This window comes from Bradyrhizobium sp. 170 (assembly GCF_023101085.1).
GTDB lineage: Bacteria > Pseudomonadota > Alphaproteobacteria > Rhizobiales > Xanthobacteraceae > Bradyrhizobium.
Genome location: NZ_CP064703.1, coordinates 4,007,619 through 4,033,050 on the forward strand (window position 1 = coordinate 4,007,619; position 25,432 = coordinate 4,033,050).

Below are 25,432 nucleotides of genomic sequence, written 5' to 3' on the forward strand. Positions count from 1 at the left end.
TGGCGCTGTTGGGGGAATAGTTCAGGTTCGCTCAGGCGCCGACCGATCTCAGGAACTGGTCGATGCAATCGGAGAGCAGATCGGGCGTCTGCACCGACATATAGTGCCCGGTGCGGATTTCGGTGTAGCGGGCGCCGGGAATGGCTTTGGCTACGCTTTCCGCCAGCGCCGGCGGGCGTACGCGGTCGAGGCTGCCGCCGATCACGAGGACCGGACAAGCAAGCCTGGCGAGTTCGTCCTGCATGTCGGCTGCCGCCAGCATTCGCCAGATCGTCGCATAGCTGGAGGGATCGTTGCCGAGCCATCGCGTCCGGAAGCGCTCGAACCGCTTGATGTCGCCGCGAAGTTCCGGGGCATAGCCGTTCAACATGGAATCCTCGACGGCGAACGCCATGCCGGCGGCTTCGATCTGTGCGAGGCGCTCCAGCGCCGCTGCGCGGCGCTCCGCTGCGATACCGGTGGCCGGGCTGCCGACCGCAACGGCGCTGGTGCGCTCCTTATATCGAGCTGCGAAGTGCAGGGTGATCGCACCGCCGACGGCGACGCCTGCAAGCGCGACCCTGCCGGCGATCCCGAATTGATCAAGCAGGGCTGCGATGTCGTCGGCCATCGTATCAAGGGTAAGCTCGCCGCGAACCTTCTGCGACAATCCGGCGCCGCGGGTGTCGTAACGCAGGACGCGGCGAGATTCGGCGAACCGCGGCGCGACGTCGTCCCAGCTTTCCAGCGAGCCGCCCATTTCGTGAACCAGCACCAGCGTGCGGTCGCCGCGGCCGCTCAACTCGCAGCGCAGGCCGACGCCGTTGGCTTCAATGAAATCCATGCTGCGCCCCCTGATTCTTTTTGATCTTCTTGTTAGTCACGGAGAGCGAGTAGCCGGTCCGCCTCGAAATCCGGGGTCCACGATACCGGAGACGGCATGAATCTCAAATTTTTTGAGGTCTGCGAGCAGGAGGCATGTTGGTTTATTGGCGCCTATGGGCGACGCGGGGGCATGGCCTTGCGGCTTGGGCCGCGCTGCTGACGCTCCGGCCGAACCGGCCGTTCGTACCGCAGAATGAGCGGTCCTTCCGGAACTAGTGTGCCGGTTCGTCGCGGTGAACCTCAAGATGCTCAACCGCCAGCGACCTGTAATGCGCCGCCATCTCCTTGTAATGCTGCTTTGAGATGGGATCGGTCGCGCTTTCCGCGCGGCGCTCGAACATTTCCGCCTTTTCCTGCAGGATTTTAGCCTGGGGCATGGCTCTCCCTCCCGTTGGTCAGGTTAAGCAGGCGAGGTAGATGATCGCGACGCCGAGCACGGTCCCGATGGACCAGAGGGCAGGATCCCAGCTTTCCGATCCGGCGCCGTCATTTTCGATGGTCGACATAACACGGCCTCCCGATGTCCTGGCCGCGACTACATCCCCCGACTGTTTCAGGACGACTACGTAAGGCGGCAAAATGGTTTCGTCAGGGCCCTTTTGCGAGGGAAATGGGCGCTTGGCGCTCAAAATCTCGTGCGTCGGGGCGGGGTCGACTTCTGACCTCCAAAAGGCAGGTATGCGGCGTCCCTGGCCGGCTCCGCCTGTTCCCGTGGTTGCGGCGCAAAAGCGGCCTCTGCTATACGGCGGGTGCGAATTCTCCATTCGAGGCCTATATTTATATGTCCGTTGATGCCGCCACCGTCCGCCGCATCGCGCAACTCGCGCGAATTGCGGTCACCGACGCCGAGGTTCCCCATCTGCAGGGCGAGCTGAACGCCATGCTGGCTTTCGTGGAGCAGCTTTCGGAAGTGAACGTCGACGGCGTCGAACCGATGACCTCGGTGACCCCGATGGAAATGAAGAAGCGGGCCGACGTGGTCAATGACGGCGAGATTCCCGACGACATCGTCGGGAATGCGCCGGAAACGCAAAACCATTTCTTCCTTGTGCCGAAGGTGATCGAGTAATTCTTTCAAGAGATCGGAAATCCGATGTGTCTGCTCTGCGACGATGAAAAGGCCTACCAGGCCTACATGAATTACCTCGACGCGATGGAGCGGCAGGGCAAGGCTGCCGATCCCGACAAGGCGATGGATGCCGTGCTCGATCAGCTCGAAGCCAATGAAAGAACACGGCCTAAGCCGAACGACCCCGCCAACGACAAGACGCTTTCTCCGTTCTTCTGCAGCCCGATCAATAAATGACCGACCTGACATCGATGACGATCGCCGAGGCCAAAGCCGGCCTCGCGAACAAGTCTTTCACCTCGCTTGAACTGACGGATGCGCATCTCGCCGCAATCGAAGCCGCGCGTGCGCTCAATGCCTTCATCCTGGAGACGCCGGACCAGGCGCGTGCCATGGCGCGTGCGATCGACGCGAAGATTGCCAAAGGCGAGGGCGGTCCGCTGGCCGGCATTCCGCTCGGGATCAAGGATCTGTTCGCAACCAAGGACGTGCGCACCACCGCGTGCTCAAAAATCCTCGGCAATTTCGTCCCGCCCTACGAATCCACCGTAACCTCGCAGCTCTGGCGCGACGGCGCCGTGATGCTCGGCAAGCTCAACAACGACGAATTCGCAATGGGCTCGTCGAACGAGACCTCGTGCTTTGGCCCCGTGGTCAATCCGTGGCGGCGCGAAGGTTCCAACACCACGCTGGTGCCGGGCGGCTCGTCCGGCGGATCGGCATCCGCCGTGGCGGCGCTGCTCTGCATGGGCGCGACCGCGACCGACACCGGCGGTTCGATCCGCCAGCCCGCAGCCTTCACCGCGACGGTGGGCGTCAAGCCGACCTATGGGCGTTGTTCGCGCTGGGGCATCGTGGCGTTCGCGTCCTCGCTCGACCAGGCGGGGCCGATCGCGCGGACCACGCGCGATGCCGCGATCCTGATGCGCTCGATGGCCGGGCACGATCCCAAGGACACCACCTCGGTCGATCGCGCGGTACCGGACTACGAGGCCGCGATCGGAAAATCCGTCAAGGGCATGAAGATCGGCATTCCCAAGGAGTACCGCCTCGACGGCATGCCGGCGGAAATCGAAAAGCTCTGGAGCGAAGGCGCGGCGTGGCTGAAGGCGGCCGGCGCCGAACTGGTCGATGTGTCCCTGCCGCACACCAAATACGCACTGCCGGCCTATTACATCGTGGCGCCCGCGGAAGCCTCGTCCAACCTCGCGCGCTATGACGGCGTGCGCTACGGCCTGCGCGTGCCGGGCCGCAGCATCGGCGAATTGTACGAGAACACCCGCGCCGAAGGTTTTGGCGACGAAGTGCGCCGCCGCGTCATGATCGGCACCTATGTGCTCTCCGCCGGCTATTACGACGCCTATTATCTGCGCGCGCAAAAAGTCCGCACGCTGATCAAGAAGGATTTTGAGGACTGCTTCGCCAAGGGCGTCAACGCGATCCTGACCCCGGCGACGCCATCGGCGGCGTTCGGCGTCGGCGAAAAGGGCGGCGCCGATCCGGTCGAGATGTATCTCAACGACATTTTTACGGTGACGGTGAACATGGCCGGACTGCCGGGCATCGCGGTGCCCGCCGGCAAGGACGCGCAAGGTCTGCCGCTCGGCCTGCAATTGATCGGCCGTCCGTTCGACGAGGAGACGCTGTTCTCGCTCGGCGAAGTCGTGGAGCAGTCGGCCGGCCGCTTCACGCCGCCGCGCTGGTGGTGACATGGCGGACTTCCGCGCCAGCTTGACGGACGCAGCGCCCGCAACGGGCCTGGAACCGCCGCTGGCTGCGTTATGGTGGGCCGCCAAGGGCGACTGGGATCGTGCGCACAAGATCGTGCAGGACGAGAGCGACGCGAACTCCGCCTGGGTGCATGCCTATCTGCACCGCGTCGAAGGTGACCTCGGCAACGCCGGCTACTGGTACCGCCAGGCCGGCCAGCCGGTGGCAAAGGATTCTCTGGAAGCCGAATGGGAGCGGATAGTGTCCGCGCTGCTCGGGAGTGGAAAAGCATGAACGCGACAGTCAAACCCGGAAAACTGATCAAGGGCCAGACCGGCGACTGGGAAGTCGTGATCGGGATGGAGATCCATGCCCAGGTCACCTCGAAGTCAAAACTGTTCTCCGGCGCCTCGACCGAATTCGGCGGCGAGCCGAACAGCCATGTCTCGCTGGTCGACGCCGCGATGCCGGGCATGCTGCCCGTGATCAATGAAGAGTGCGTCCGCCAGGCGGTGCGCACCGGGCTTGGCCTCAACGCGCAGATCAATCTGCGCTCGGTGTTCGACCGCAAGAACTATTTCTATCCGGATTCGCCGCAGGGCTACCAGATCAGCCAGTACAAGTCGCCGATCGTGGGCGAGGGCGAGGTCGTGGTCGAACTGGATGGCGGCAAGACCGCCACGATCGGGATCGAGCGGCTGCATCTGGAACAGGACGCCGCCAAGTTGCTGCACGATCAGTCACCGACCATGTCCTATGTCGACCTCAACCGGTCCGGCGTGGCGCTGATGGAGATCGTCTCAAAACCGGACATCCGCGATGCCGAGCAGGCCAAGGCCTATGTGACCAAAGTGCGCTCAATCCTGCGCTATCTCGGCACCTGCGACGGCGACATGGAGAAGGGGTCACTGCGCGCCGACGTGAACGTTTCCGTGCGCAAGCCGGGCGGTCCGCTCGGCACCCGCTGCGAAATCAAGAACATGAACTCGATCAACTTCATCGGCCAGGCGATCGAGCACGAGGCGCGGCGCCAGATCGAGATCATCGAGGATGGTGGCACGATCGACCAGGAAACGCGGCTGTTCGACCCGAACAAGGGCGAGACGCGATCGATGCGTTCCAAGGAAGAAGCGCATGACTATCGCTATTTCCCGGATCCGGATCTTCTGCCGCTGGAATTCACGCAAAGCTATGTCGATGAGCTAAGGTCGGATCTGCCGGAACTGCCGGATCAGAAGAAGGCGCGCTTCATCGAGAGCCTCGGTCTGTCGCCCTACGATGCCGGCGTGCTGGTGGCCGAGCGCGAGAGCGCGGTGTTCTACGAAACCGTGCTCGCGGGCCTTGCCGACAAGGCGCGCGACGGCAAGCTCGCGGCCAATTGGGTGATCAACGAGCTGTTCGGGCGTCTCAACAAGGAAGGCCGCGATATCACGGGCTCGCCGGTGTCGGCGGCGCAGCTGGCGGCGATCATCGAGCTGATCGGCGAGGGTACGATCTCCGGCAAGATCGCAAAAGACCTGTTCGAGATCGTCTGGACGGAAGGCGGCGACCCGCGCGAGATGGTCGAAGCGCGCGGCATGAAGCAGGTCACGGATTTGGGCGCGATCGAGAAGGTCGTCGACGACATCATCGCCGCCAATCCGGACAAGGTCGCGCAGGCGAAAGCCAAGCCGCAACTCGCCGGCTGGTTCGTCGGCCAGGTGATGAAGCAGTCCGGCGGCAAGGCCAATCCGCAGGCGGTGAACGATCTGCTGAAGGCGAAGCTCGGCATCTGAGGCGTCCCGTAACGGGACGACTCTCGTCGTCGATGACGCTGCGAGAGATGCGCGCAACGATCGTTCATCGCGATCCCAAATTCACCATCGCGACTAAAAGCGTGCGTCCGAATCGGTGGTCGCGATTCGTCCGGAAGTTCGGTTTTGGCGAGCACCGACGAGACGCCAACGCTGTGATCGCGAAAATTTTTTTATTGCCAAACTCTGCGACTCAGAGTCCGTGCGCACGGCTTTTTCACGGCATCATTGAGTCGCGACGACACTGAACGCGCATCGATCGTCGCACGCGCGAATTCAAGAAAGTGCTGCAGCACAGGCGTTTCCTTAAATATTGACAAATGCCGATGCCTGTCGTTGCGGCACTTTTTGCATCGAGACGCGCGCATGTCGCGGTGTCGCCGATGTCGGCGCTCCGCACGCTCTCACATTGCCGCGTCAACACTTCCTTAAGCGGGACGCTGTTTTTTTGAATGCGTTGGTGTATTCGGGATGTAGTGCATCTCGATTCCCGAGTGCACGCAGCGATTAAGCCATCTCACTTACATTAGGAGGGCAACATGGCCAAGAAAGCTAAGAAGGCAAAGAAGGCGAAGAGCGCAGTGAAGAAGACTGCGAAGAAGACCCGCAAGGTCGCCAAGAAGAAGAAGTAACTTCGCTTCTCCAAGAATTGCCGGCGGCTTGATGCCGGCACGTCATTAGAGCCCCGGATAAAAATCTGAAGGCTCTGGTCGACGAAAGAGGGTGTCGGCGAGACATCAGGTCAAACGGCTGGATCGTATTTCGCAAAGAGCGTTCTTTCAAAAGAAGCCCGCTCTTTCAAAACCGGTCCGGCAGAAGAAACAAGTTTTTCTTCGTTCGGTGCGGGTATCCTTAACTACCCGCAGTTTCACCGGGCCCAAAGCCCGGAACGAAATCTGGTCCTGACGTGTTCGCCGACGCCCTCGTTCCCCGGAACGCCTTCGTTCCTTGGAACCCGTTCCCGGAACGCCCGCTTTCGCTGGAGCGCTCCGATAGCCCACGCACCAGGCGTCCGGCGCTGAAGTCTTCCCTAATTTAATACTGATCGTTCGCAGGCGCCGGTTGTTTGGCGTCCGCTGGTTGCTTCAGGCGCGTTGTCGCCCGGTATCCGGTAAGCCGTGAGATCCCGAATGGTCGCTAAGCTGCTCGACGCCCGATCATCTGCTGGAACCCGTCCATTGCGCGGCGTGTTGCGCCGGCCCGGTGACGAATGATGATGACACCGACCTTGCAGCAATGGTTATCGTTCCGCCAAACCGCAGGGTAAACCGAACTTCACGATTGCTGACTTCTCGCTGTGCCGCAGGCATTTCTGCGATTTCGCGTTCGACAGCACGATGCGCGCGTTTACATCCCGTTCATCGCGAACCTTAAACTGCCCTTCAAATTTGATCGGTCATGATCATCCCAACAACAGACCGGAAAACGGTACGCGCATGATCCGCCAAAGTGTGGGCGGTTTGGCGATCAGATCATGCGCTCTTCTAATAAAGGGCGCGCGATCGGACGCAAAACCGGTTTCCACTTTTGCTGATCGCGCGCTGGAATGACAGGCGTTTTGACAGTGGACAGGGGCCGCGCTCGGGGGAGGGCGGCAACGATAAAAAGGGGAGCTACGGATGTTTCAGGGGCACTTTGATCTCGACACGGCCATTGCGGTGGAGGCGACGGCGATCCCGGACGTGCTGTTCGAGCGCGGCCTGTACTGGGCGAGCGGCCGTTCCGGCGTGGTGAATCTGGTCGCGGCCCACAAATGGTTCAATCTTGCCGCGCTGAAGGGTCGCGCGGATGCCATCTCCATGCGCCGCGAGGTCGCCGCGATGATGTCGGATGCCGAAATCGCCACCGCACAGCGCGAAGCCCGCGCCTGGATGACGGCGCATTGAGGCCTGGAGCGGCCGGCGTCAGGCCGGTGGCTCGCCATTGGCAAGGCAGCATTTCTTGGCCTTCTTGCCGCTCCCGCAGGGGCATGGATCGTTACGCCCGACGTGACGCCAGGGATTCCTGACGGGCTCGTTCGGGTACGCGAAATCGGCCCATGAGGCTTTCTCGTCGTAGACGTCTTCGCTGCCACGCGCCCAATCCAGCGATACCAGCACGTCCTCGATGTAACCGAGGTTGTTTCGCGTGAAGCGGTCGATGTCGTCGGGCGCGCGTTCGGCTTCGGCAAGATCTTTATTGAACTGACGGCGACTAATCCACTCCTCGGGTAGGCGGTCTTCGCGCCAGACATTGTCGACAAGCGGCACCAGATCGCGCAGTCCGAGCAGCATGATCGCCTGCAGCCAGCCCGCCCAGGCCTGATCGCCGTTTTCGGCCGGCCGCTCTTCATAGAACCGGACAAGAAATTCCCGTAGCCGACTGCGCTCGATGCGGCGGTCCCATGCCAGGAAAGTCGCTGCGCCGAAAAACGCTTCACGGATAAACTCATCGATCGAGCGGTCGGCCATCAAGGCGAACAAGGTATCGATATCGTCATCGAACACGCCGGCTACGATCTTGGCCATGCTTTCGGTGATGGCATCGCCGAGCAGGTCGTCGAGTTCTTCCTGGGGGCGGCGCAGCAAGCGCAGGAGCGGCTGGCACGCTTGTCGGTCACGCGCACCGCCCAGGATATGAATCCCACGGAACAGCAGCAGGCTTTCATCGTCCGACAATACCTCGCCATCCGCAGCGCGCAGCAGAACGGCGCGCAATTTCGGCGCGGCTTCCTCGATTCTCAGTGTGCACATTCCGACAGCGACGTCCGGCAGCTTCGGTTCGGTCGCGACGGCATGAAGGTAGTCTTCGATCGGACCGAGATCAGGGGTTTTCTCGCCGTCGCCAAGGATCGCTTCGAGTTCTTGCTTTTTCATGCTGCGCTCTACTGCATGTTGCGGAGGCGATGCCGATCGGATGCTCTCCCGGCCGCAAGAGACGATCCAACATCGCCGCAAACGGTGCAATGGTGAGGTAATGCGGCGGCAGGCATGACCTGTCACCGATGTCTGGATGGCGGGCAGAGAACGACGAAACCGAGAACTACGTCTACGCCATAGCCCTCCATGACTCTCCTAAATAGAGCTACGGGCAAATGGTTCGAACTGGTGGAGATCGGACCTTCGAAAGGCGTTGGACTTACCAATTCGCCCGGTGCACAAGAGCCCCTGGATCGAACTGGGAAGACGAAGGCGACATGCAGCTGTTGCTGATTACCGGGCCCGCCGGCGTAGGCAAATCCACGCTGAGCTGGGAAATGAGCGCGCAACTCGCCGCAGCTCAAGTTGCTCATGCAGTTATCGAGACCGATGAGCTGGACAGGGTGTTCCCGCGTCCCAATGCCGACGAGCTTGATAGAGTTCAGCCCGGTACGACTGACGTCAGCAGCATCAACCTGGCTGCGATCTGGTCGACATACCGGGCCTTGGGGCATACGCGCCTGATCATGTCAGGCGTCATGATGCACCTGGATTTCGACAAACGATGTATACTTTCCGCCATACCCGAAGCGCAGATCACGGTAGTCCGTATGCTAGCCGCCGAGCCTATACTATTGGCGCGTCTTGCGCAGCGCGAGGTAGGTTCTGGGGCGGACGAGCAGGCACAGCGCTCGCTTCGGCAAGCAAGGCGCATGGCGAACGAAGACGCCGAAGGCATTGTCGTTCTACCTACGGACGGTAAAGGACCTGCGGAACTTGCAGAGATAGCTCTTCAGAAAACTGGCTGGCTCATAATAGGCAGCCAGGAACAAGGTTAAGTGTACTCGCGATTAGACGCCCGCGCCTCTAACCGGCAATCCGCTTTGAGGTCGTAAGCTGCCTTTGTTGCGCTGAATCAGTTTGTAACCCGACTTAAGATATATCGGGCCGTAGCGTTGAATTGGCGGTTCGCATGCCGCTTGGTGGGCGTGCGGTGATCGACGGCAATAGCGGGCTATAGAGGGAAATCGGCGGCAAATGGCGGAGCCGGAGGGATTCGAACCCTCGATAGGGCTTTACAACCCTATAACGGTTTAGCAAACCGCCGCCTTCAGCCACTCGGCCACAGCTCCATGAACGCGGATATGCCTGACGCGAGGGCCAGCCGCAAGCGCCAGATTCAGATTACGCCGAGGCCATTTAGGGGCGCCGTCGCTTCGCGCGCATTCTTCGCGAGCGGCCGAGATCCCGCATCCGGCGTTTAGGCGCCTCTTTCCGGGCCCGTGGTCTCGATGACGCGCAGACGGCTCACGCGCCGCGTCGAAATCGCGTGAAATTGATTCGATGTCGCTAGCGGGCCGATTCGATCCCGCGCAAATCACGGTTCCAGATAGCGGCGTGCGAACGGGGGGTGTAGCGCACCCTACAAATGCATTTCGATCCCGAGAAATGTCGGGCTTCCATCATCTTTCGCCGGTTTTTTGCCCTGGTTGGGCGTCCGTCGGACGATGAGGCACCCTTTGCTGCCTGCGCCTGCATGCGATGAGCCTCATCCGTTGACTCTATAATGGGTGCGTAATCGCCTGCTGCGGATTCGGCGGGCTCGCCTTCGATTCGATGCGAGAGAGGGTGCGCTGGCGGGCACGAGCCGCTTGTTGCGGTGCCCACCCAACAATCGGCCTGTCAATTGGAGCTATTCGAAAATACCAAATACAAACAATGCCTTGTGGAGAAACTTCAATCACAAACGCGTGTTATTTGTGCAACACCCTTCGGAAAACGGGCGGAGTTGGGCCGTTGCAAGCGGTTCCTTTGTTGCGTGTGCAGGAGTCCTCGGTAATTGTGATCGAGCGACGGAGGGGGGCATCCCGAGGTCGTCCCGTTTTAGGTGGTTCGCTTAAGTCCCTCGCGTTCATGCGGGAGTGTCCGAAGGCGCGAAGCGACTAAGCGGGTTTCAGGGGACAAGGGAACCAACCTTAGGGTGTTACACCCAGCGGATCCGGAACCTTCCCTACAGAGCAACTTGGAGGTTTAACATGAAGATGGTTAAGAGCCTTATTCTCGGCTCAGCGGCGGGTCTGATCGCCATGAGCGGAGCTCAGGCGGCCGATCTTCCCGTCAAGGCCAAAGCGGTCGAGTACGTGAGGATCTGCTCCCTGTATGGCGCGGGTTTCTTCTATATCCCGGGCACCGACACCTGCATCAAGCTGGGTGGTTACGTTCGTATCGACACCACGTTCAACGGCACCACCTACGGTGGACCGGCCTGGAGCGGCGATCTGGGCCAGGGCAATCGCTATCGCGATTACTTCGTCTCCCGTTCCCGTATGGCGCTGACGGTTGATACCCGCACCGCCACCGAATACGGCGTTGTCCGCACCTTCGGTCAGGCCGACTTCCAGTTCGACAATTTCGGCAACGGCACCAAGAACCCGAACACCCTGCTGGCTCCGGGCGTCAACTCGACCCTGCTCTCCGGCGCTGGCGGCGGTTATGTTGCGGTTGAAATGGTGTTCATCCAGTTCGCTGGTTTCACTTTCGGTAAATCGGCTTCGGCCTACGCGACGCCTTGGAACGGTTATCCGGGCAACAACAACTCGTTCCTGCTCGGCGGTCCTGACTACGTGACCGGCGTCAACAACATCCAGTACACCGCGCAGTTCGGTAACGGCGTGTCGGCCACCATCGGTCTCGATGATCCGCAGGTGTTCAACCGTACCGTTGTCGGCAACATTTCGCTTGGCCTCCCGGCTACCGGACTCGGCGTTCCGATTAACGCGTATGGCGGCGTTCATGCTCCTGATATCGCCGGCAACATCCGCGTCGACCAGGCGTGGGGTCTGTTCCAGATTTCGGGCGTGGCGCATCTTGTGAACGCTTCCTACAACGTCCTGACTGCTCCTACTGCTGCTCCGAACAACCTCTCTGAAATCAGCGGTCACCCCGACGACAAGTGGGGCGGTGCTGTGACGGCTGCGTTGCAGATCAAGAACCTCCCGACCGGTGCAGGCGACGATTTCAAGATCGACGCAACGTTCGCCAAGGGTAGCACGAAGTCCGTGATCTCGACCTCCGGCGGTTCGCCGCAGTTCGCGATGTACGGCAGCACGGGGCTTGCGGGCGCTTACCAGAGCATCGGCTTCGGCGCGGTGACTGACGCCGTCTACTCGGGTGGCTTCGGTGGCGGTGCCACCCAGGGCCTCAAGCTGACGAACGCTTGGGGTGTCCGTGGTGCCTTCAACCACAACTGGGATCCCTACTGGTCGTCCAGCCTTTGGGGCAGCTATGCTCAGGTTCGGTACGATGGCAGCGTGGGTGATCTGACCTCCGCCAAGGGTGCCCTTTGCGCCGGCTATATCGCCGCAACTGGTGGCCTGGCTACCAAAACTGCGGACTTTAGCTGTAACCCAGACTTCAACGTCGCTCAGATCGGTCTGATCACGCGCTGGACTCCTGTCAAGAACCTGACGTTCTCGGCTGAAGTCGGTGCTTTCTTCCTCGACCAGAAGTTCACGGGTGGAAGCGTCCTGGTAGCTGCGGCTCCCAAGCCGGTTGCGCTCTACGAGTACAAGGACCAGAGCACTGTGTTCCTGAACGTTCGCGCTCAGCGTAACTTCTGATCCCGAAAGACTTGAAACACTAAGGAGAACCCCCGGCAGGAAACTGCCGGGGGTTTTTCTTTGACGTCCAAGTTGGACGGAAACTACTGCCCTGAAGACGGCAAGCTCGGCGAGTGATCCCCTCGACGATGTGGCCGGTAGGTACCCTCGTTCAATCGTTACCAGGGCGTAACTCCGTTGACAGGCCGAGCCCCAGGGCGTGGTCTTTGGTGGTGTAAAAAGGTGCGAAGAGTTGTTTGGTGTCAGAAGGCTTGATTCCTGATCCATCGTCCTTCAGGTACACTTCGACGGTTTCCGGTCGATGTGGCCCTGGTACATATTCTGAGGCTACGCAACGCATCAGGCGTCGAGGCCATCGCATCCATTGCGTTCATAACGAGATTGAACAGGACCTGCGGCGCCGGTCGGAAGACTGGATGCCAGATCCGTCTCCACCGATACGGCACCTGATTAGCTCATGTGATTAGGTCATGACGGAGCAAACGCGTCGTCGAACTGATCAGTTGATTGAGATCGATGGATTCTAGCCGATTCTTATCTTTCCTGAGCAAACCGCGCAGCCGCGAATGGCCTCATCGGCACGATTGTCTTCCTGCACTATCTCTCAGGGCGTCACGAATCTCGAGGAAGTCTGGTGATTTCGGTGCCAGCAGATTGAGCGCAGCCTGCGCGTTTGACGGGATTTGCCGCAATTAGATTCATTGATTTAGATCAAGATCGCCGATTTCCCCCGGTGAAGTCTCCGCTCGTGCTCGCAGGAGTGGTCCTTGACCAGCATCCTGCCATGATCAACCGGGGGGTGACACGTCACATGACGATGCTCTTCGCTGCCTCCACTGCCAAGGCTGATGTCGCGGTTGATGACTGCTCCTCGCAGCCTGACGGGATGATCTGGATACCCGGTGGCACGTTCCGCATGGGGTCGGACAAGCATTATCCCGAAGAAGCTCCGGCGCACCGCGTCACCGTGGGCGGATTCTGGCTGGACCGCCATCCCGTGACGAACCGGCAGTTCAGGGAATTCGTAAGGGCCACCAAGCACATCACCGTCGCGGAAATCATACCCGATCCCAAGGATTATCCTGGAATGCTCCCGCACATGGTCTATGCGGGCTCGCTGATGTTCTCTCCCCCCGCGCATCCGGTCAACCTCCGCGACTTCAGCCAGTGGTGGACCTTCGCCAAGGGCGCGCAATGGCGGCATCCTTACGGACCCGGAAGCAACATTCGTGGTCTGGACGATCATCCGGTCGTGCATGTGGCCTTCAGCGATGCGGTCGCCTACGCGCAGTGGGCTGGCAAGGATTTGCCAACCGAAGCGGAGTGGGAATTTGCAGCGCGCGGCGGGCTCGACGACACCGAATTTGCGTGGGGCGATGAATTCACGCCGGCCGGCCGCCACATGGCAAACACCTGGCAGGGAGAATTCCCTCGGCAGAATGCCAATGCCGATGGCTTCGAGCGCACATCGCCGGTGACTGCGTTCCCGGCCAACGGTTTCGGTTTGTACGACATGATCGGCAACGTCTGGGAATGGACTGCCGACTGGTATTCGCCGCGGCACGAAGCCGATGCGCCAAAAGCCTGCTGCATCCCGCAGAACCCGCGTGGCGGGCGCGAGGATGGCAGCTACGACCCCCGAACGACCAACGTCAAGATTCCACAGAAGGTCATCAAAGGCGGCTCGCATTTGTGCGCGCCGAACTACTGCCGACGCTACCGGCCGGCTGCGCGCCATGCGGAGCCGATCGATACTTCCACCAGCCATCTTGGCTTTCGGTGCATCAGGCGAGAAGCCTCTGATGCGTCATAAACAGGAGAGCGAAGCTATGTTGAGTGCCATATTCGCTGCCAAGCCACCATTAATTGCAACACCGCCACGCAAGACGCGTTGTTTGCTTAAGCGTTCATGCGCTGTCCTGCTGAGCGCGACGATGATGATGCCGCTGGCCGGCACGCCGGCAACCGCACAGCAGCCGGCTCGGCAACCGGCTCAGCAGCCGGCGCAGCCAGCTCAGCAACCGGCGCAGAAACCCAACATCATTTTCATCATGGGCGATGACATCGGCTGGATGCAGCCGAGTATCTACCATCGCGGCCTGATGGTCGGCGAGACGCCCAACATCGATCGCATCGGGCAGGAAGGTGCGATGTTCACGGACTATGTGGCCATGCAGAGCTGCACCTCCGGCCGCAACGCCTTCTTCACCGGCATGTATCCGCTGCGCACCGGCATGATCCCGCCACAGCTCCCCGGAAGCCCGTCCTACCTGCGGCCCGGCACGCCGGCGATCGCAAAGTTCATGCTCGATCTCGGCTACAACACCGGCGAATTCGGCAAGAACCATCTGGGCGACCACACCGATTCCCTGCCGACGGCACACGGCTTCCAGGAATACTGGGGCTATCTCTACCACCTCGACGCGATGCAGGGGGTGAGCTTCCCCGACATCAACAAGACGCCGCTCCAGCAGACTGTTGCACCGCCTTGCAGGAACACGCCGATTCCCGGCATCCCGGAAGTGCCCGGTGCCGTGGATCCCAAGACCACGCTGTGCCTCACGCCCCCTCGCAATGTCCTGTCGTGCAAGTCCTCGGACGGCACGAGCAAGAACCAGATGTGCGCTGACGAGGGCCCGCTGACGCTGGATCGCTCGAAGACGGTGGACGAAGAGATCTCGACGAAGGTCATCGAGTTCCTCGACCGCAACGACCCGAAGAAGACCAACAAGCCATTCTTCGTCTGGTACAACCCGGCGCGCATGCACGTCGTCACCGTGCTGCCGCCGAAGTACGAGGCCATGCTGGGCGAGCGCGGCGGCAAGGACTGGGGCACCAACGAAGCCGGCATGAAGCAGATGGACGACAACATCGGCCTCGTTCTCAAGAAACTGGACGACATGGGCCAGGCCAACAATACGATCGTTGTGTTCACCACCGACAATGGTGCCGAGGCGATCTCCTTCCCGGACGGCGGCGTGACCCCGTTCAAGGGCCAGAAGGGCGAGGCCTGGGAAGGCGGCTACCGGGCGCCGATGGTGATCAAATGGCCGGGCGTCATCAAACCCGGCACGGTGCACAACCAGTTGTTCGCCGCGCTCGATTGGGTGCCCACGCTGGCCGACATCGGCGGTGGGCCCAAGGGTGACGAACTGAAGCAGCAGATCGAGGCGGGCCGGTATCCCGGCATCGTCAAGACGACGTTGGACGGCGTCAACCAGCGTGACTTCCTGGAAGGCAAATCGGCCAAATCGGCACGCGACTACTTCTTCTATTTCTCGGGTTCAACGCCGTCGGCGGTGCGCTACAAGAACTGGAAGATGTATTACACCATGTCGCAGCCCGGGCCGGCCGGGTGGATCATGCCGCTGATCCCCTTCCACTTCACCTTGGTCCAGAACATCAAGCGTGATCCCTTCGAGCAGAGCGTCGGCATCGACCAGAAGTCGGCGATGAGCATGGGCGGTGCACTCGGCGCCCCGGCGACCGCCTTCCAGTACGACTGGAACATGCTGCCGATCGGCCAGCGGTTGTGGCTGGAACACCTGCTGTCGTACGAAAAGTACCCGCCGCTACAGCCGCCGGAGACCTACAACCTCTCTGGCATCCTGGAGCAGGTCAAGAACAGCCGGCACGCAAGCGACTAGCCGCGTGAGACGAGCATGATGTGACCAGGCGGACGCCCTCACGGGCGTCCGCACACGACAGGTTAGCGATAAACGCGCTGAGTGAATCGGGAGGTTGCCTATCATGAGCATCGTCAGGAACGCTTGTGTTGGTCTTCTCACATCGCTCGCTGCCGCGACGGCGCTGGTCTCGCCGCTGCACGCCCAGCAACAACAAAAGCCCAATATCCTTGTCATCATGGGCGATGACATCGGCTACTGGAACATCAGCGCCTACAATCGCGGCATGATGGGCTACCGCACGCCCAGCATCGACCGCATTGCGAACGAAGGCGCGATCTTCACCGACTATTACGGACAGCAATCCTGCACCGCAGGTCGCGCGGCGTTCATTACCGGCCAGAGTCCGTTGCGGACGGGACTCTTGAAGGTGGGCCTGCCGGGAGCGAAGGAAGGCCTGTCGGGAAAGGATCCGACGATTGCCGATCTACTCAAACCGCAGGGCTATGCGACCGGGCAGTTCGGCAAGAACCATCTCGGCGACCGGAACGAATTTCTGCCCACGGTGCACGGTTTCGACGAGTTCTTCGGCAACCTCTATCACTTGAATGCCGAGGACGAGCCGGAACATCCGGACTATCCGAAAAATCCAGCATTCAGGGCGCAGTTCGGTCCGCGCGGCGTCATGAAATGCGTTGCGACGACCGTTGATACACCGGGTGACGATCCGCGCTTCGGCTCATGGGGCAAACAGAAGTGCGAGGATACCGGACCGCTCACCAAGAAGCGCATGGAGACAGTCGACGAGGAATTCCTCGCCGCCTCCGTGGACTTCATCGACCGCGCCAATCGCGACAAGAAGCCGTTCTTTGTGTGGTTCAATTCGAGCCGCATGCACATCTGGACCCGTCTCAAGGCTGAATCCCAGGGCAAGACCGGCCTTGGTATTTATCCGGACGGCATGGTGGAGCATGACGGGCAAGTCGGACAATTGCTGAAGAAGCTCGATGATCTTGGCATCGCCAACAACACGATCGTGATTTACACGACCGATAACGGTGCGGAAACATTCTCCTGGCCGGACGGCGGCACGACGCCTTTCCGAGGCGAGAAAAATACCAACTGGGAAGGCGGCTATCGGGTCCCCGCGATGGTGCGCTGGCCCGGGCTGGTGCCCCCGCGAACCGAAATCAACGACGTGTTTTCGGCGGAGGATTGGGCGACGACGCTGGTCGCAGCGGCCGGCGAGCCCGACATCAAGACAAAGCTGCTGGTGGGCTACGATGCCGGCGGCAAGAATTTTAAAGTCCACCTCGACGGGTACGACCAGCGCGACCTTCTCGCCCGCAAGGGCGCCAACAAGCGCCGCGAATTCTTCTACTGGACCGATGACGGCAACCTGGCCGGCCTTCGTTACGACCAATGGAAGGCGGTATTCATGGAACAGAGGGCCCATGGGTTTGACGTGTGGGCGCAGCCGATGATTCAACTGCGGTTGCCGTCGCTGTTTAACCTCCGGTCCGACCCGTTCGAGCGGGCCCAGCATGAAGCTGGCGACTACGTCAAGTGGTTCGTAGAGCACGCCTTTTTACTCGTCCCGGCCCAGGGGATCGTGGGGCAGCACCTGATGAGCTTCCAGCAATTTCCGCCGAGGCAAAGACCGGGTTCATTCTCCGTCGAACAGGCGATGGAAAAGCTAAGGAATCCACCATCCAGCAATTGAATTCGGCATGGTTCCGATTGGAAGCGAGCAGCGAAATTCAAAGGAGTCCATCATGACCATCAAGAGTCGAACCGGCTGCATGATTATCGCACTCCTGCTCTGCGGGGCGGCACCGGCGCTGGCCCAGACCACGCCTTCGACGCCGCAGCACGAGCCGCTGCAGAAGACGATTGGTCAAGCCAAGCCGGAGATTGTGCCGTCGTTGATCGTCATGAACGCCCGCGGCGCCAGCCTGCAGGGCGGGAAACTGACACTCACCGGCGTGGCGCCGAACTCGATCGTTTTCGCGGACCGCCCGGTGCGAGCAGCAGGGCATTCGCTCACGGCTAACCTGCTGGAGGAATGGTCGCCAAACAATGCCAGCGATGAGAGCTTTACCAAGGATCCGCCGAACGCCACCGTCTCGGTGTTCAGCACGGACGGGTCGAAAATCCGCGATGCCGTCGTGGTGCTGAAGACGGCGAAGCTCGAGGGTGACCGGCTGACCTTCGACGTGGATGTGCTCGAAGGCGATCTGGCGGGCGGCGACGGGCCGGCGGCACTCTTCATCGACCGCTTCGGATTCGGCGGCTTCCACGGTGGTGGCTTTCATGCTGGCGGCATGGGCGGCTTCCACGCTGCGGGCTTCCGCGGCGGCTACGCGCGGGTCGGGGGCGTCGGCGCAGCCGGCGTCTGGCGTCGTCCCTACGTCGCTCGCGGTGCCTTCTATCGCGGAGGCTACGGTGCTGCCGCGGTTGGTGCCGCCGCGGTGGGTGGGGCTGCGCTGGGTGCTGCGGCAGCCAGCAACTATCCCTACTGCGGCTATTATCCTTACCCGCCCTGCTACTAAGACTGCACGAGCCATGCATACGCCTTTGCGCGCAGCATTGATGATTGAAAACTGGCTGGTGTACGAGCCTGAAAGGGATCAATCATGAAACCGATCGTGCGATTTCCGCTCGTGGACCGCCGCATCCTCCTCTCGTCGCTGGCGACGCTGCCCTTGCTCTCCGCCTCGCTCCGCTCCACCTCCGCGCTGGCACAGGCACGCGATCCACTCCCGTCCTGGAACGACGGCGCGACCAAATCGTCGATCCTCGACTTTGTCGCGCGCGTCACGACGCAGGGCGGGCCCTTCTTCGTCCCGGTCGACCAGCGCATCGCGACCTTCGACAATGACGGCACGCTATGGATCGAGCAGCCGATGTATGTGCAACTGGCTTTCGTACTCGACCGCGTGAAGGCCTTGGCGCCAATGCATCCGGAATGGAAGACCAAGCAACCGTTCGCGGGGGTGCTGGATGGCGATCTGAAAGCGGTGATGGCTTCCGGCGAGAAGGGATTGGTCGAACTGATTGCGGTGACGCATGCCGGTATGACCACGGCGGAGTTCGAGAAGATCACCTCCGAATGGCTCGCGACCGCGCGCGATCACCGCTTCAAGCGGCCCTATACTGAACTGGTCTACCAGCCGATGCTCGAACTGCTCGCCTACCTCCGGGCCAGCGGCTTCAAGACCTTCATCGCGTCAGGGGGCGGCATCGAATTCATGCGGCCGTGGACCGAACGGATCTACGGAATACCGCCGGAGCAGGTCATCGGCTCATCGATCAAGACCCGATTTGAGATGAAGGACGGTGCGCCAACGCTCTTCCGGCTACCCGACATCAACTTCATCGACGACAAGACGGGAAAGCCGATCGGTATCAACGAACACATCGGTCGCCGTCCGATTGCAGCCTTCGGCAATTCCGACGGCGATCTCGAAATGCTGCAATGGACGACGCTCGGCGCCAGTGGCGCGCGGTTCGGCCTGATCGTGCACCACACCGACGCGGAACGCGAATACGCCTACGACCGCCATTCGCATTTCGGCAAGCTCGACGTAGCGCTGGACGCAGCGGCGGTGAACAAGTGGACCGTGGTCGACATGAAGAAGGATTGGAAGCGGATTTTTGCGTTCGACTAGGCAGCGGCGTCTCGCCCGCCTGTTTCGTATCAAGAAAGCCGAGCTCGGCCGATGCTCATTATTCTTTGCCTCTACTTTGTAGCGCTTTGGCTCCTGTTCTCGAAATTCAAGGTCGTGCGTTGGGGATGGCTCTCCGGGACCATCTCGGTCTTCATCGGCGCCTTGATCTTGGCTACATTCCTGGCGCTGTTTAATTATCTGACGCCGTCCGGCAAAGTGACGGTGACCGGACGGGTTGTCGAGGTGACGCCGAACGTGAGCGGTCAGATCGTTGCGATTCCGGTGAAGCCGAACGTGCCGGTAAAGATGGGTGACGTTCTGTTCCAGATAGACCCGGCGCCGTTCCAGTTTAAGGTGAATCACCTGCGGGCTTCACTGGCCGCTGCACAACAGCAAGCCCAGATACTGAAGTCGAGCTACGAACAGGCAACCGCCAATGTTGCTGGACTGGAGGCGCAGGCCAAATTCAATGCAAAGCGCCTGAAGGACATTCAGACGCTCTACGAGAGCGGAGCCAATACCGAATTCAGGGAGCAGGATACCCAGGTTCAGTTTGAGACCGTGTCGGCACAGCTCGGTGCGGCCAGGGCAGCACAACAGGGCGCCAAACTGGCGCTGGACTCCGAGATCGGCGGCGTCAACACCACCGTCGCGCAGGTTCAGGCGCAGTTGGAAAATGCCGAGTGGGAATTGTCGCAGACGACGGTTCGAGCGCCAGCCGACGGTTACGTGACCCTCGTAACGCTGACGGTCGGCGACCGTGCGCTGCAGGCCCGCTCGGTAATGTCGTTCGTAGTCGAAAACGAGATCACAATCATCGGGATGTTTTCACAAAATGGCTTCCAGACGATCAAGGTCGGCGCGCCGGTCGATATCGTCTTCGACAACGTTCCCGGCCGCATCTATCACGCAAAGATCACCGCTATCCCTAAGGGTATCGGTCAGGGCCAGGTCGCTGTGTCAGGGACCCTTGCCCGAACGACGTCACTCGGCGGCGCGACTGCTTTTCCCGCGGAAATTTCCGTTCCCGACGAAATGAGCCGGGATTCGCTACGGCTCGGCATGTCCGGGAACGCCACAGCCTTTGCCGAAAAGGCAGGCGTGATCGGTCTTCTTGCCTCCATTCTCGTCTGGGTCAGCTCCTATACCGCTTACCTCTAGGCAAGTGTTGGAGGCAACCGTCGAGATATGCTCTCTAACGCGATCAGCTTCCTCCGGGATCACCTCTTCACCATGCCGGTGCTCGCGAAGTTCGCGGTGGGGATGGTGATGCTTGTCATCATCCCCAGGCTTTCCCGCCGATTGCATGTTCCTGTACCTGTAGGTCTGCTGCTTAGCGGCGTTTTAGTTGGGCCGTATGTTCTGGACATCTTTGGCAAGGTCCGACCGATCGCAGATTTCCTTGCGGAATTGGGCAAGCTGCTGTTGATGTTCTTTGCGGGCCTGGAAATCAATCTTGATCTGTTTCGGCGCGCCCGAAACCGCTCGATTGCCCTCGGCATCGCCACGACCGTGATCCCTCTGGTGCTCGGCACCATCGTTGGGCTCGCATTCGGCTACGCCGCGATTCCGGCGATCGTGATCGGGTCGCTGCTGGCTTCGCATACGCTGCTGGGGCTAAGCATAGTGAGCAGGCTCGGCCTGGGCAGCCTAGAGCCGGTGACGGTAGCGGTTGGCGCCACGGTGATATCAGACACGCTGTCGCTCGTGGTATTCGCTATTTGCGTCTCGATTTACACGACCGGTTTTTCTCCGTCCGGTCTGGCGCTCCTGCTGGCCGAGATCGCCGGCTATATCTTGCTGGTCCTGTTCGGCCTGAGTCGCCTCGGCGCCTATGTACTCAAGCGCGTCGAGAATGAGGAGGACGCTTACTTTGTGCTGATGCTAAGCATCATGGCCATCGCAGGCGTGCTTGCGGATGCGATCCAGCTGCCGGGCATCGTGGGTGCGTTCCTTGCGGGCCTAGCCATCAACGCCTCGGCACAACACGCGCCGGCAAGTGTCAAGCTGGCGTTTCTGGCTAAATCGCTGTTCATTCCGATCTTCTTTGTCGTTACCGGATTCCTGATCAACCCGATCACCTTTGTTTACGGGATTTTCGACAACTTCCTGCTCGTTGCCAGTGTCATCGGCGCTCTGCTCCTCGGCAAGTGGATAGCCGCCTGGGGCGTGGGTCACGCGTTTGGCTACAACCGGAATGAACAGCTCACGATCTGGTCGCTCACGCTGCCACAAGTTGCCGCCACGCTTGCCGCGACACTGGTCGCGCATGAAACGCTCGATGCGGCCGGTCAACGGCTGCTCGACAATCGAATGCTCAATGTCGTGCTTGTGCTTGTGTTCGCAACATCAGTCCTTGGTCCGGTGTTGACTGAGCGGTTTGCGTCTCGTCTGTCGACTGGCCCCCGAGCTGAACTCGATCGTCGATCGGGGCCGCACCACATGTAACGCTGGTCGGGAAAAGCGCCGGCCGGCCAAGTCAACAACGAAATGGTCCACATCATTGACCTATCCTTGCCGACGCCTTTGCCCGCATCAAGGTAACGCTTCGGCAAGCGAGCCTCAGTGAGGGACACCAGTGGATGACTAAAGCGTGGCCGGCTTGCGATAAATTTTTTTGGAGCGGCTTCTTTTTAGAGCGGCCTGTGGCCAAACAACCACAGGCTTTAAACCTCGACTCTGATCTACTTGGCTCGGTGTTCGCGCGTTTTTGGGAGGTTTAGATGAAAATCGCTTCCTCGAATATTTGCCGAATGACATTTGCCGCCGCAGCTGTGTTGGCGCTTCATTCTCAGGCAGCCCGGGCGGACGAGGGCGGTGTGTCTCTTTGGGTTCCCGGGCTTTTCGGTAGCCTGGCTGCCGCCCCCGCGGTTCCGGGATGGTCGCTCGGCACGGTGGCCTATCACACCAGCGTGGAAGCTTCCGGCAACGTCGCGGCAGCACGCCAAATCTCGATAGGCCAGGTCCCGGCGACGGCAAACGTCAATCTCAACGCCAATCTGAAGGCCAGTGGCGATCTGTTGTTTATTGCGCCGACCTATACCTTTGCGACGCCCGTGCTCGGCGGCCAGCTTGCCGTCGGCGTAACTGGCATTGTCGGCCATCTTGACACCAGCATCTCCGGCACGCTGACCGCGCAGGTCGGTCCCATCGTCGCGACACGCAGTGGGCTTCTGTCGGATTCACTGACCGGCGTCGGTGATCTCTATCCGTTGGTGACGCTCAAATGGAATCAGGGCGTCCACAATTGGATGGTCTACGGGTTCGGCGACATCCCGGTCGGAGCCTACGACTCCAGACGCCTATCCAACATAGGCATCGGGCATGGCGGCATCGACTTCGGCGCCGGCTATACCTACCTCAACCCGGCGACAGGAATCGAATTTTCCGGCGTCGGCGGCTTCACCTACAATTTCAAGAATACCGCCACGCAATATCAAAATGGCATCGACTTCCATTTTGACTGGGGTGCATCGCACTTTCTGTCCAAACAACTCTTTGTCGGCATGGTCGGATATGCCTACCAGCAGGTCACTGACGATATTGGCGCGGCACCGTTCCTCAACGGATTCAAATCGCGCGTTTTCGGCTTTGGCCCCCAACTCGGCTATCTCTTTCCGATTGGAGACAAGCAGGGATATCTGAACTTCAAGGGTTACAGGGAATTCGCCTCAGAAAACCGACCGGAAGGCTGGAACGTCTGGTTGACCTTCGCCATCTCGAATGCCGCGCCGACATCAACAGTTACGCCAACGAGGCATTCGATTACGAAGTAGAGCCTCGAAGCAGGTCGATGTCCGCTAATGCGGGTATCTGCGGTCAATCAACGCAGGCGGTTGGCGTCTGCGGCGACGGCCGGAAGCGTAACCTTGAGATCCCGCTATTCGACGCTGGCGCCGCGATGCAGGTCGGCTTCGATCTGGAGCTTGGTCCCGCCGCCGAACCGCGTGCGATAGACCTGCAGGTTCTCCATGATCCGCTGCACGTAGTTCCGCGTCTCGGAGAACGGGATCTGTTCGACCCAATCGACCGCGTCGACCTTGGGATCGCGCGGGTCGCCGTAGCGCTCGATCCATTTCTTGACGCTGCCGCGGCCGGCATTGTAGCCGGCAAAGGTCAGGATGTAGGAGCCGCGGTAGTCCTCGAGCAGCCCGCCGAGTTCGGCGGCGCCAAGCGTGGCGTTGTAGACCGAGTCGGTCTTCATCCGGTTGAGGTCGAAGCTGACGCCGGCCCGCTTGCAGACATAGCGTCCGGCGTCCGGCGTCACCTGCATCAGCCCATAGGCCTGGGCCGGTGAGACCACGGAGGGATTGAAGGCGCTCTCCTGCCGCGCGATCGAATAGACGACGCTCGGCTCGACCTCGGGGCCGATCTGCTTGAACGACGGGATGCCGGTGACGGGATAGGCGTAATGGTCGAACGGCAGGCCGCGGTTGAGCGCGGCCTTGCCGAGCAGCAGCATGCCGCGGGCGTCGCTGTGGCGCGCGGTGAGTTCGCCGAGGCCCACCAGGGCATCGGGATCGCCATTCTCGCCCATGTCGGCGAAAATCGGGATCGCAAGCTCGCGCTCGTCGAGCTCATAGAGCAGTTGCACGGCGCGGACGATCTCCAGCCGCTCGACCCCGCGACCGCGGCCGGACGGGACGCCATTCAACTGGAGCTGCGGCAGGCCGAGCTTGGCGCGCGCCAGTTGACCGTAATAGCTGGTCGATTGCTCGGCCGCCCGGCCATAGGCGGCGCGGGCTTCCTGTGCGCGGCCCGCGGCTTCCGCTGCACGGCCCTGCCAATAGCCGGCGCGCGCCAGCGCGGTCGGGTTGGCGCTGCCGACACCGATGCGCGCGAAGTGCTGGGTGGCGACTGCCGGATCTTTGAGGAACCGCAGCGCAATCCAGCCCGCGGTGAATTCCTGCTCGGTCTTGTAGATGTCGCGCGAGGGAAGCGCCGCGTCGCGCGCAATCAGATAGGCGGTGCGGTGTTCGCCGACGTCCAGCATCTTGCGCGCCAGGAGGCGCCGCTCGATCCACCATTCGTTGAGATTGTGCAGACGGTTCGGATCTTTCGGCACCGCCAGCATGAGCTGTGCGGCCTCGTTGAACTTCTCTTCGCGGCGAAGCCACTGGATCCTGGCGAACATGTAGCCGGGGTCGCTGTGCAGCTCCCGCGGCACCGCATCGAGCAGCGTCTTGAGGTTCGAGGATTTCTTGTTGGCCGCAATGCGCGCCTTGGCAAGCGCGACATGGCCCGAACCAAGCCGCTTGGCGGCGCGCATGCCGCCGGCTTCCTGCTCGGTGCCGTAAAGCAGCGCGTCCATCCGCGTCTTGTGGTCGCCCGCCGTCAGGAATGCGCCGAACATATCGAGCGCCGCGCTCTCGGTGTCTTCCGACATGCCATCATGGCGCCAGGCCTCGCGGACCAGCCGTTCGGCATTGGTGCGATCGCCGCGCGCAAGCATTGCCTTCGCCAGCGCGAACTTGCCTTTGGCCGAGATCGGCGATTCGTTTCCGAACCAGGACGAGACCGCGGCGTCGTCGCGGCGGTCGTCCCACAGGGCTGCCTCGATGCGCCGGCGCAGGAAGGTTTGCGACGGCCAGCTCGGATTGGCCGAGACAAAGGCGCGATAGCGCTCCACGGAGGCGCCATTGTTGTCGCTGCGCAGGATCAACCATTCCGCGAGCTTGCGGGCGACCGGATCCGATATCGCGGCCTGGGCCTGGGTAGCGTCCCCAGACTTCTGCTTGCGCACCAGCTCGATGACGCTTTCCAGAGCGTCCTTGTCGGCCTGCGACGTCGAGGACGTCGCCGCTACGGCTGCTGGCGCCACGTGCTTGCGCGGGGGCGGCAAGGCGGCATGCTGGCGGGTCGCGGGCGCGAGAAGTGGCGGCGCAGGAGCGGGCGCAGCCGGTGCCGCCGCCACAGGGGCGGCCGCCGCCGGGGCGTGGGCGGCGGTCGTGCTGGTCTGTGCCGCGGGCTGTGCAGTGGATTTGGGAACAACGTTGCGGGCGATCGGCCGCGGCTTCGGCAGTGGAACTTTTGGCTTGGCCCAGGCATCCAGGGGGAATGCAGCCAGTCCAACGGCCAGCGCCAGGCTCGTGGCCAGTGCGGTCGATCGCAAGGCGGCGGCGCGGGCGGAAGAGATCACGGCGTTCCTCTACGGCGGCGAATCATTCAATCGCTCCAGCCTT

20 protein-coding genes and 1 tRNA gene are annotated in these 25,432 nt (G+C 61.2%); 16 read left to right on the forward strand and 5 right to left on the reverse strand.

The features are described from left to right. Positions 1 to 31: 31 nt before the first annotated feature. A complete protein-coding gene (locus IVB05_RS18415) occupies positions 32 to 823 on the reverse strand; it encodes an alpha/beta fold hydrolase (RefSeq protein ID WP_247786039.1) in 792 nt (263 codons plus the stop codon). A 253-nt stretch (positions 824 to 1,076) separates the two neighbouring features. Beyond that, positions 1,077 to 1,241, reverse strand: a complete 165-nt coding sequence (locus tag IVB05_RS18420; protein WP_247786040.1) for a hypothetical protein — start codon at positions 1,239 to 1,241, stop codon at positions 1,077 to 1,079. Between the two features lie 404 nt (positions 1,242 to 1,645). Here IVB05_RS18420 and gatC point away from each other — a divergent pair, with 404 nt between their 5' ends. From gatC to IVB05_RS18450, 6 genes are all read left to right on the forward strand, one after another. After that, on the forward strand, positions 1,646 to 1,933 hold the full coding sequence (gene gatC, locus IVB05_RS18425; RefSeq protein ID WP_247786041.1) for an Asp-tRNA(Asn)/Glu-tRNA(Gln) amidotransferase subunit GatC: 288 nt from the start codon (positions 1,646 to 1,648) through the stop codon (positions 1,931 to 1,933). Between the two features lie 24 nt (positions 1,934 to 1,957). Then, entirely contained in the window at positions 1,958 to 2,170 is a 213-nt protein-coding gene (locus IVB05_RS18430) for a hypothetical protein (RefSeq protein ID WP_247786042.1), read from the forward strand. Continuing rightward, positions 2,167 to 3,642: an Asp-tRNA(Asn)/Glu-tRNA(Gln) amidotransferase subunit GatA gene (gene gatA, locus IVB05_RS18435; protein WP_247786043.1), complete on the forward strand. Its 1,476-nt coding sequence runs from the start codon at positions 2,167 to 2,169 to the stop codon at positions 3,640 to 3,642. Before IVB05_RS18430 ends, gatA begins: the two co-directional genes overlap by 4 nt. Before the next feature lies 1 nt (position 3,643). After that, a complete protein-coding gene (locus IVB05_RS18440) occupies positions 3,644 to 3,937 on the forward strand; it encodes a hypothetical protein (protein ID WP_247786044.1) in 294 nt (97 codons plus the stop codon). Then, positions 3,934 to 5,418 (forward strand): Asp-tRNA(Asn)/Glu-tRNA(Gln) amidotransferase subunit GatB, encoded by a 1,485-nt coding sequence (gatB, locus tag IVB05_RS18445; protein ID WP_247786045.1) that lies wholly within the window; start codon positions 3,934 to 3,936, stop codon positions 5,416 to 5,418. The genes IVB05_RS18440 and gatB overlap by 4 nt, the downstream gene beginning before the upstream one ends. Positions 5,419 to 7,055: 1,637 nt before the next feature. Continuing rightward, the gene (locus IVB05_RS18450) at positions 7,056 to 7,322 is read left to right on the forward strand and encodes a hypothetical protein (RefSeq protein WP_247786046.1); all 267 of its coding nucleotides are present in this window, start codon (positions 7,056 to 7,058) and stop codon (positions 7,320 to 7,322) included. An 18-nt stretch (positions 7,323 to 7,340) separates the two neighbouring features. On the opposite strand, the gene IVB05_RS18455 is transcribed toward IVB05_RS18450, so the two are convergent. Continuing rightward, a complete protein-coding gene (locus tag IVB05_RS18455; RefSeq protein WP_256473365.1) occupies positions 7,341 to 8,291 on the reverse strand; it encodes a DUF1186 domain-containing protein in 951 nt (316 codons plus the stop codon). Positions 8,292 to 8,611: 320 nt separating this feature from the next. Here IVB05_RS18455 and IVB05_RS18460 point away from each other — a divergent pair, with 320 nt between their 5' ends. Further along, positions 8,612 to 9,172 (forward strand): hypothetical protein, encoded by a 561-nt coding sequence (locus tag IVB05_RS18460; protein ID WP_247786047.1) that lies wholly within the window; start codon positions 8,612 to 8,614, stop codon positions 9,170 to 9,172. Between the two features lie 200 nt (positions 9,173 to 9,372). Here the strand turns inward: IVB05_RS18460 and IVB05_RS18465 are convergent. Further along, a tRNA-Ser gene (locus IVB05_RS18465) sits at positions 9,373 to 9,466 on the reverse strand. Positions 9,467 to 10,369: 903 nt separating this feature from the next. Between IVB05_RS18465 and IVB05_RS18470 the strand changes: the two genes are divergently transcribed. The 9 genes from IVB05_RS18470 to IVB05_RS18510 all read left to right on the forward strand — a co-directional run bounded on the left by IVB05_RS18470 (position 10,370) and on the right by IVB05_RS18510 (position 23,026). Then, positions 10,370 to 11,953 (forward strand): porin, encoded by a 1,584-nt coding sequence (locus IVB05_RS18470; RefSeq protein WP_247786048.1) that lies wholly within the window; start codon positions 10,370 to 10,372, stop codon positions 11,951 to 11,953. 886 nt (positions 11,954 to 12,839) lie between these two features. After that, on the forward strand, positions 12,840 to 13,766 hold the full coding sequence (locus IVB05_RS18475; RefSeq protein WP_247786782.1) for a formylglycine-generating enzyme family protein: 927 nt from the start codon (positions 12,840 to 12,842) through the stop codon (positions 13,764 to 13,766). Positions 13,767 to 13,887: 121 nt separating this feature from the next. Continuing rightward, positions 13,888 to 15,600 (forward strand): arylsulfatase, encoded by a 1,713-nt coding sequence (locus IVB05_RS18480; protein ID WP_256473366.1) that lies wholly within the window; start codon positions 13,888 to 13,890, stop codon positions 15,598 to 15,600. A gap of 103 nt (positions 15,601 to 15,703) precedes the next feature. Then, entirely contained in the window at positions 15,704 to 17,302 is a 1,599-nt protein-coding gene (locus IVB05_RS18485; RefSeq protein WP_247786049.1) for an arylsulfatase, read from the forward strand. A gap of 52 nt (positions 17,303 to 17,354) precedes the next feature. Then, on the forward strand, positions 17,355 to 18,131 hold the full coding sequence (locus IVB05_RS18490; protein WP_247786050.1) for a hypothetical protein: 777 nt from the start codon (positions 17,355 to 17,357) through the stop codon (positions 18,129 to 18,131). Between the two features lie 84 nt (positions 18,132 to 18,215). Beyond that, entirely contained in the window at positions 18,216 to 19,250 is a 1,035-nt protein-coding gene (locus IVB05_RS18495; protein ID WP_247786051.1) for an HAD family hydrolase, read from the forward strand. Between the two features lie 51 nt (positions 19,251 to 19,301). Beyond that, positions 19,302 to 20,411 (forward strand): biotin/lipoyl-binding protein, encoded by a 1,110-nt coding sequence (locus IVB05_RS18500; RefSeq protein WP_247786052.1) that lies wholly within the window; start codon positions 19,302 to 19,304, stop codon positions 20,409 to 20,411. Positions 20,412 to 20,438: 27 nt separating this feature from the next. Further along, positions 20,439 to 21,698 (forward strand): cation:proton antiporter, encoded by a 1,260-nt coding sequence (locus tag IVB05_RS18505; RefSeq protein ID WP_247786053.1) that lies wholly within the window; start codon positions 20,439 to 20,441, stop codon positions 21,696 to 21,698. Between the two features lie 371 nt (positions 21,699 to 22,069). Continuing rightward, positions 22,070 to 23,026, forward strand: a complete 957-nt coding sequence (locus tag IVB05_RS18510) for a transporter (RefSeq protein WP_346771865.1) — start codon at positions 22,070 to 22,072, stop codon at positions 23,024 to 23,026. A 104-nt stretch (positions 23,027 to 23,130) separates the two neighbouring features. Here the strand turns inward: IVB05_RS18510 and IVB05_RS18515 are convergent, their stop codons facing one another. Then, entirely contained in the window at positions 23,131 to 25,389 is a 2,259-nt protein-coding gene (locus tag IVB05_RS18515; RefSeq protein WP_247786054.1) for a lytic transglycosylase domain-containing protein, read from the reverse strand. Positions 25,390 to 25,432 lie beyond the last annotated feature (43 nt).

Excerpts from the sequence above, each read along its gene's own strand:
- IVB05_RS18415 (WP_247786039.1), bottom strand. The coding sequence starts at position 823 with ATGGATTTCATTGAAGCCAACGGCGTCGGCCTGCGCTGCGAGTTGAGC.
- IVB05_RS18420 (WP_247786040.1), bottom strand. The coding sequence starts at position 1,241 with ATGCCCCAGGCTAAAATCCTGCAGGAAAAGGCGGAAATGTTCGAGCGC.
- gatC (WP_247786041.1), top strand. The coding sequence starts at position 1,646 with ATGTCCGTTGATGCCGCCACCGTCCGCCGCATCGCGCAACTCGCGCGA.
- IVB05_RS18430 (WP_247786042.1), top strand. The coding sequence starts at position 1,958 with ATGTGTCTGCTCTGCGACGATGAAAAGGCCTACCAGGCCTACATGAAT.
- gatA (WP_247786043.1), top strand. The coding sequence starts at position 2,167 with ATGACCGACCTGACATCGATGACGATCGCCGAGGCCAAAGCCGGCCTC.
- IVB05_RS18440 (WP_247786044.1), top strand. The coding sequence starts at position 3,644 with ATGGCGGACTTCCGCGCCAGCTTGACGGACGCAGCGCCCGCAACGGGC.
- gatB (WP_247786045.1), top strand. The coding sequence starts at position 3,934 with ATGAACGCGACAGTCAAACCCGGAAAACTGATCAAGGGCCAGACCGGC.
- IVB05_RS18450 (WP_247786046.1), top strand. The coding sequence starts at position 7,056 with ATGTTTCAGGGGCACTTTGATCTCGACACGGCCATTGCGGTGGAGGCG.
- IVB05_RS18455 (WP_256473365.1), bottom strand. The coding sequence starts at position 8,291 with ATGAAAAAGCAAGAACTCGAAGCGATCCTTGGCGACGGCGAGAAAACC.
- IVB05_RS18460 (WP_247786047.1), top strand. The coding sequence starts at position 8,612 with ATGCAGCTGTTGCTGATTACCGGGCCCGCCGGCGTAGGCAAATCCACG.
- IVB05_RS18470 (WP_247786048.1), top strand. The coding sequence starts at position 10,370 with ATGAAGATGGTTAAGAGCCTTATTCTCGGCTCAGCGGCGGGTCTGATC.
- IVB05_RS18475 (WP_247786782.1), top strand. The coding sequence starts at position 12,840 with ATGATCTGGATACCCGGTGGCACGTTCCGCATGGGGTCGGACAAGCAT.
- IVB05_RS18480 (WP_256473366.1), top strand. The coding sequence starts at position 13,888 with ATGATGATGCCGCTGGCCGGCACGCCGGCAACCGCACAGCAGCCGGCT.
- IVB05_RS18485 (WP_247786049.1), top strand. The coding sequence starts at position 15,704 with ATGAGCATCGTCAGGAACGCTTGTGTTGGTCTTCTCACATCGCTCGCT.
- IVB05_RS18490 (WP_247786050.1), top strand. The coding sequence starts at position 17,355 with ATGACCATCAAGAGTCGAACCGGCTGCATGATTATCGCACTCCTGCTC.
- IVB05_RS18495 (WP_247786051.1), top strand. The coding sequence starts at position 18,216 with ATGAAACCGATCGTGCGATTTCCGCTCGTGGACCGCCGCATCCTCCTC.
- IVB05_RS18500 (WP_247786052.1), top strand. The coding sequence starts at position 19,302 with ATGCTCATTATTCTTTGCCTCTACTTTGTAGCGCTTTGGCTCCTGTTC.
- IVB05_RS18505 (WP_247786053.1), top strand. The coding sequence starts at position 20,439 with ATGCTCTCTAACGCGATCAGCTTCCTCCGGGATCACCTCTTCACCATG.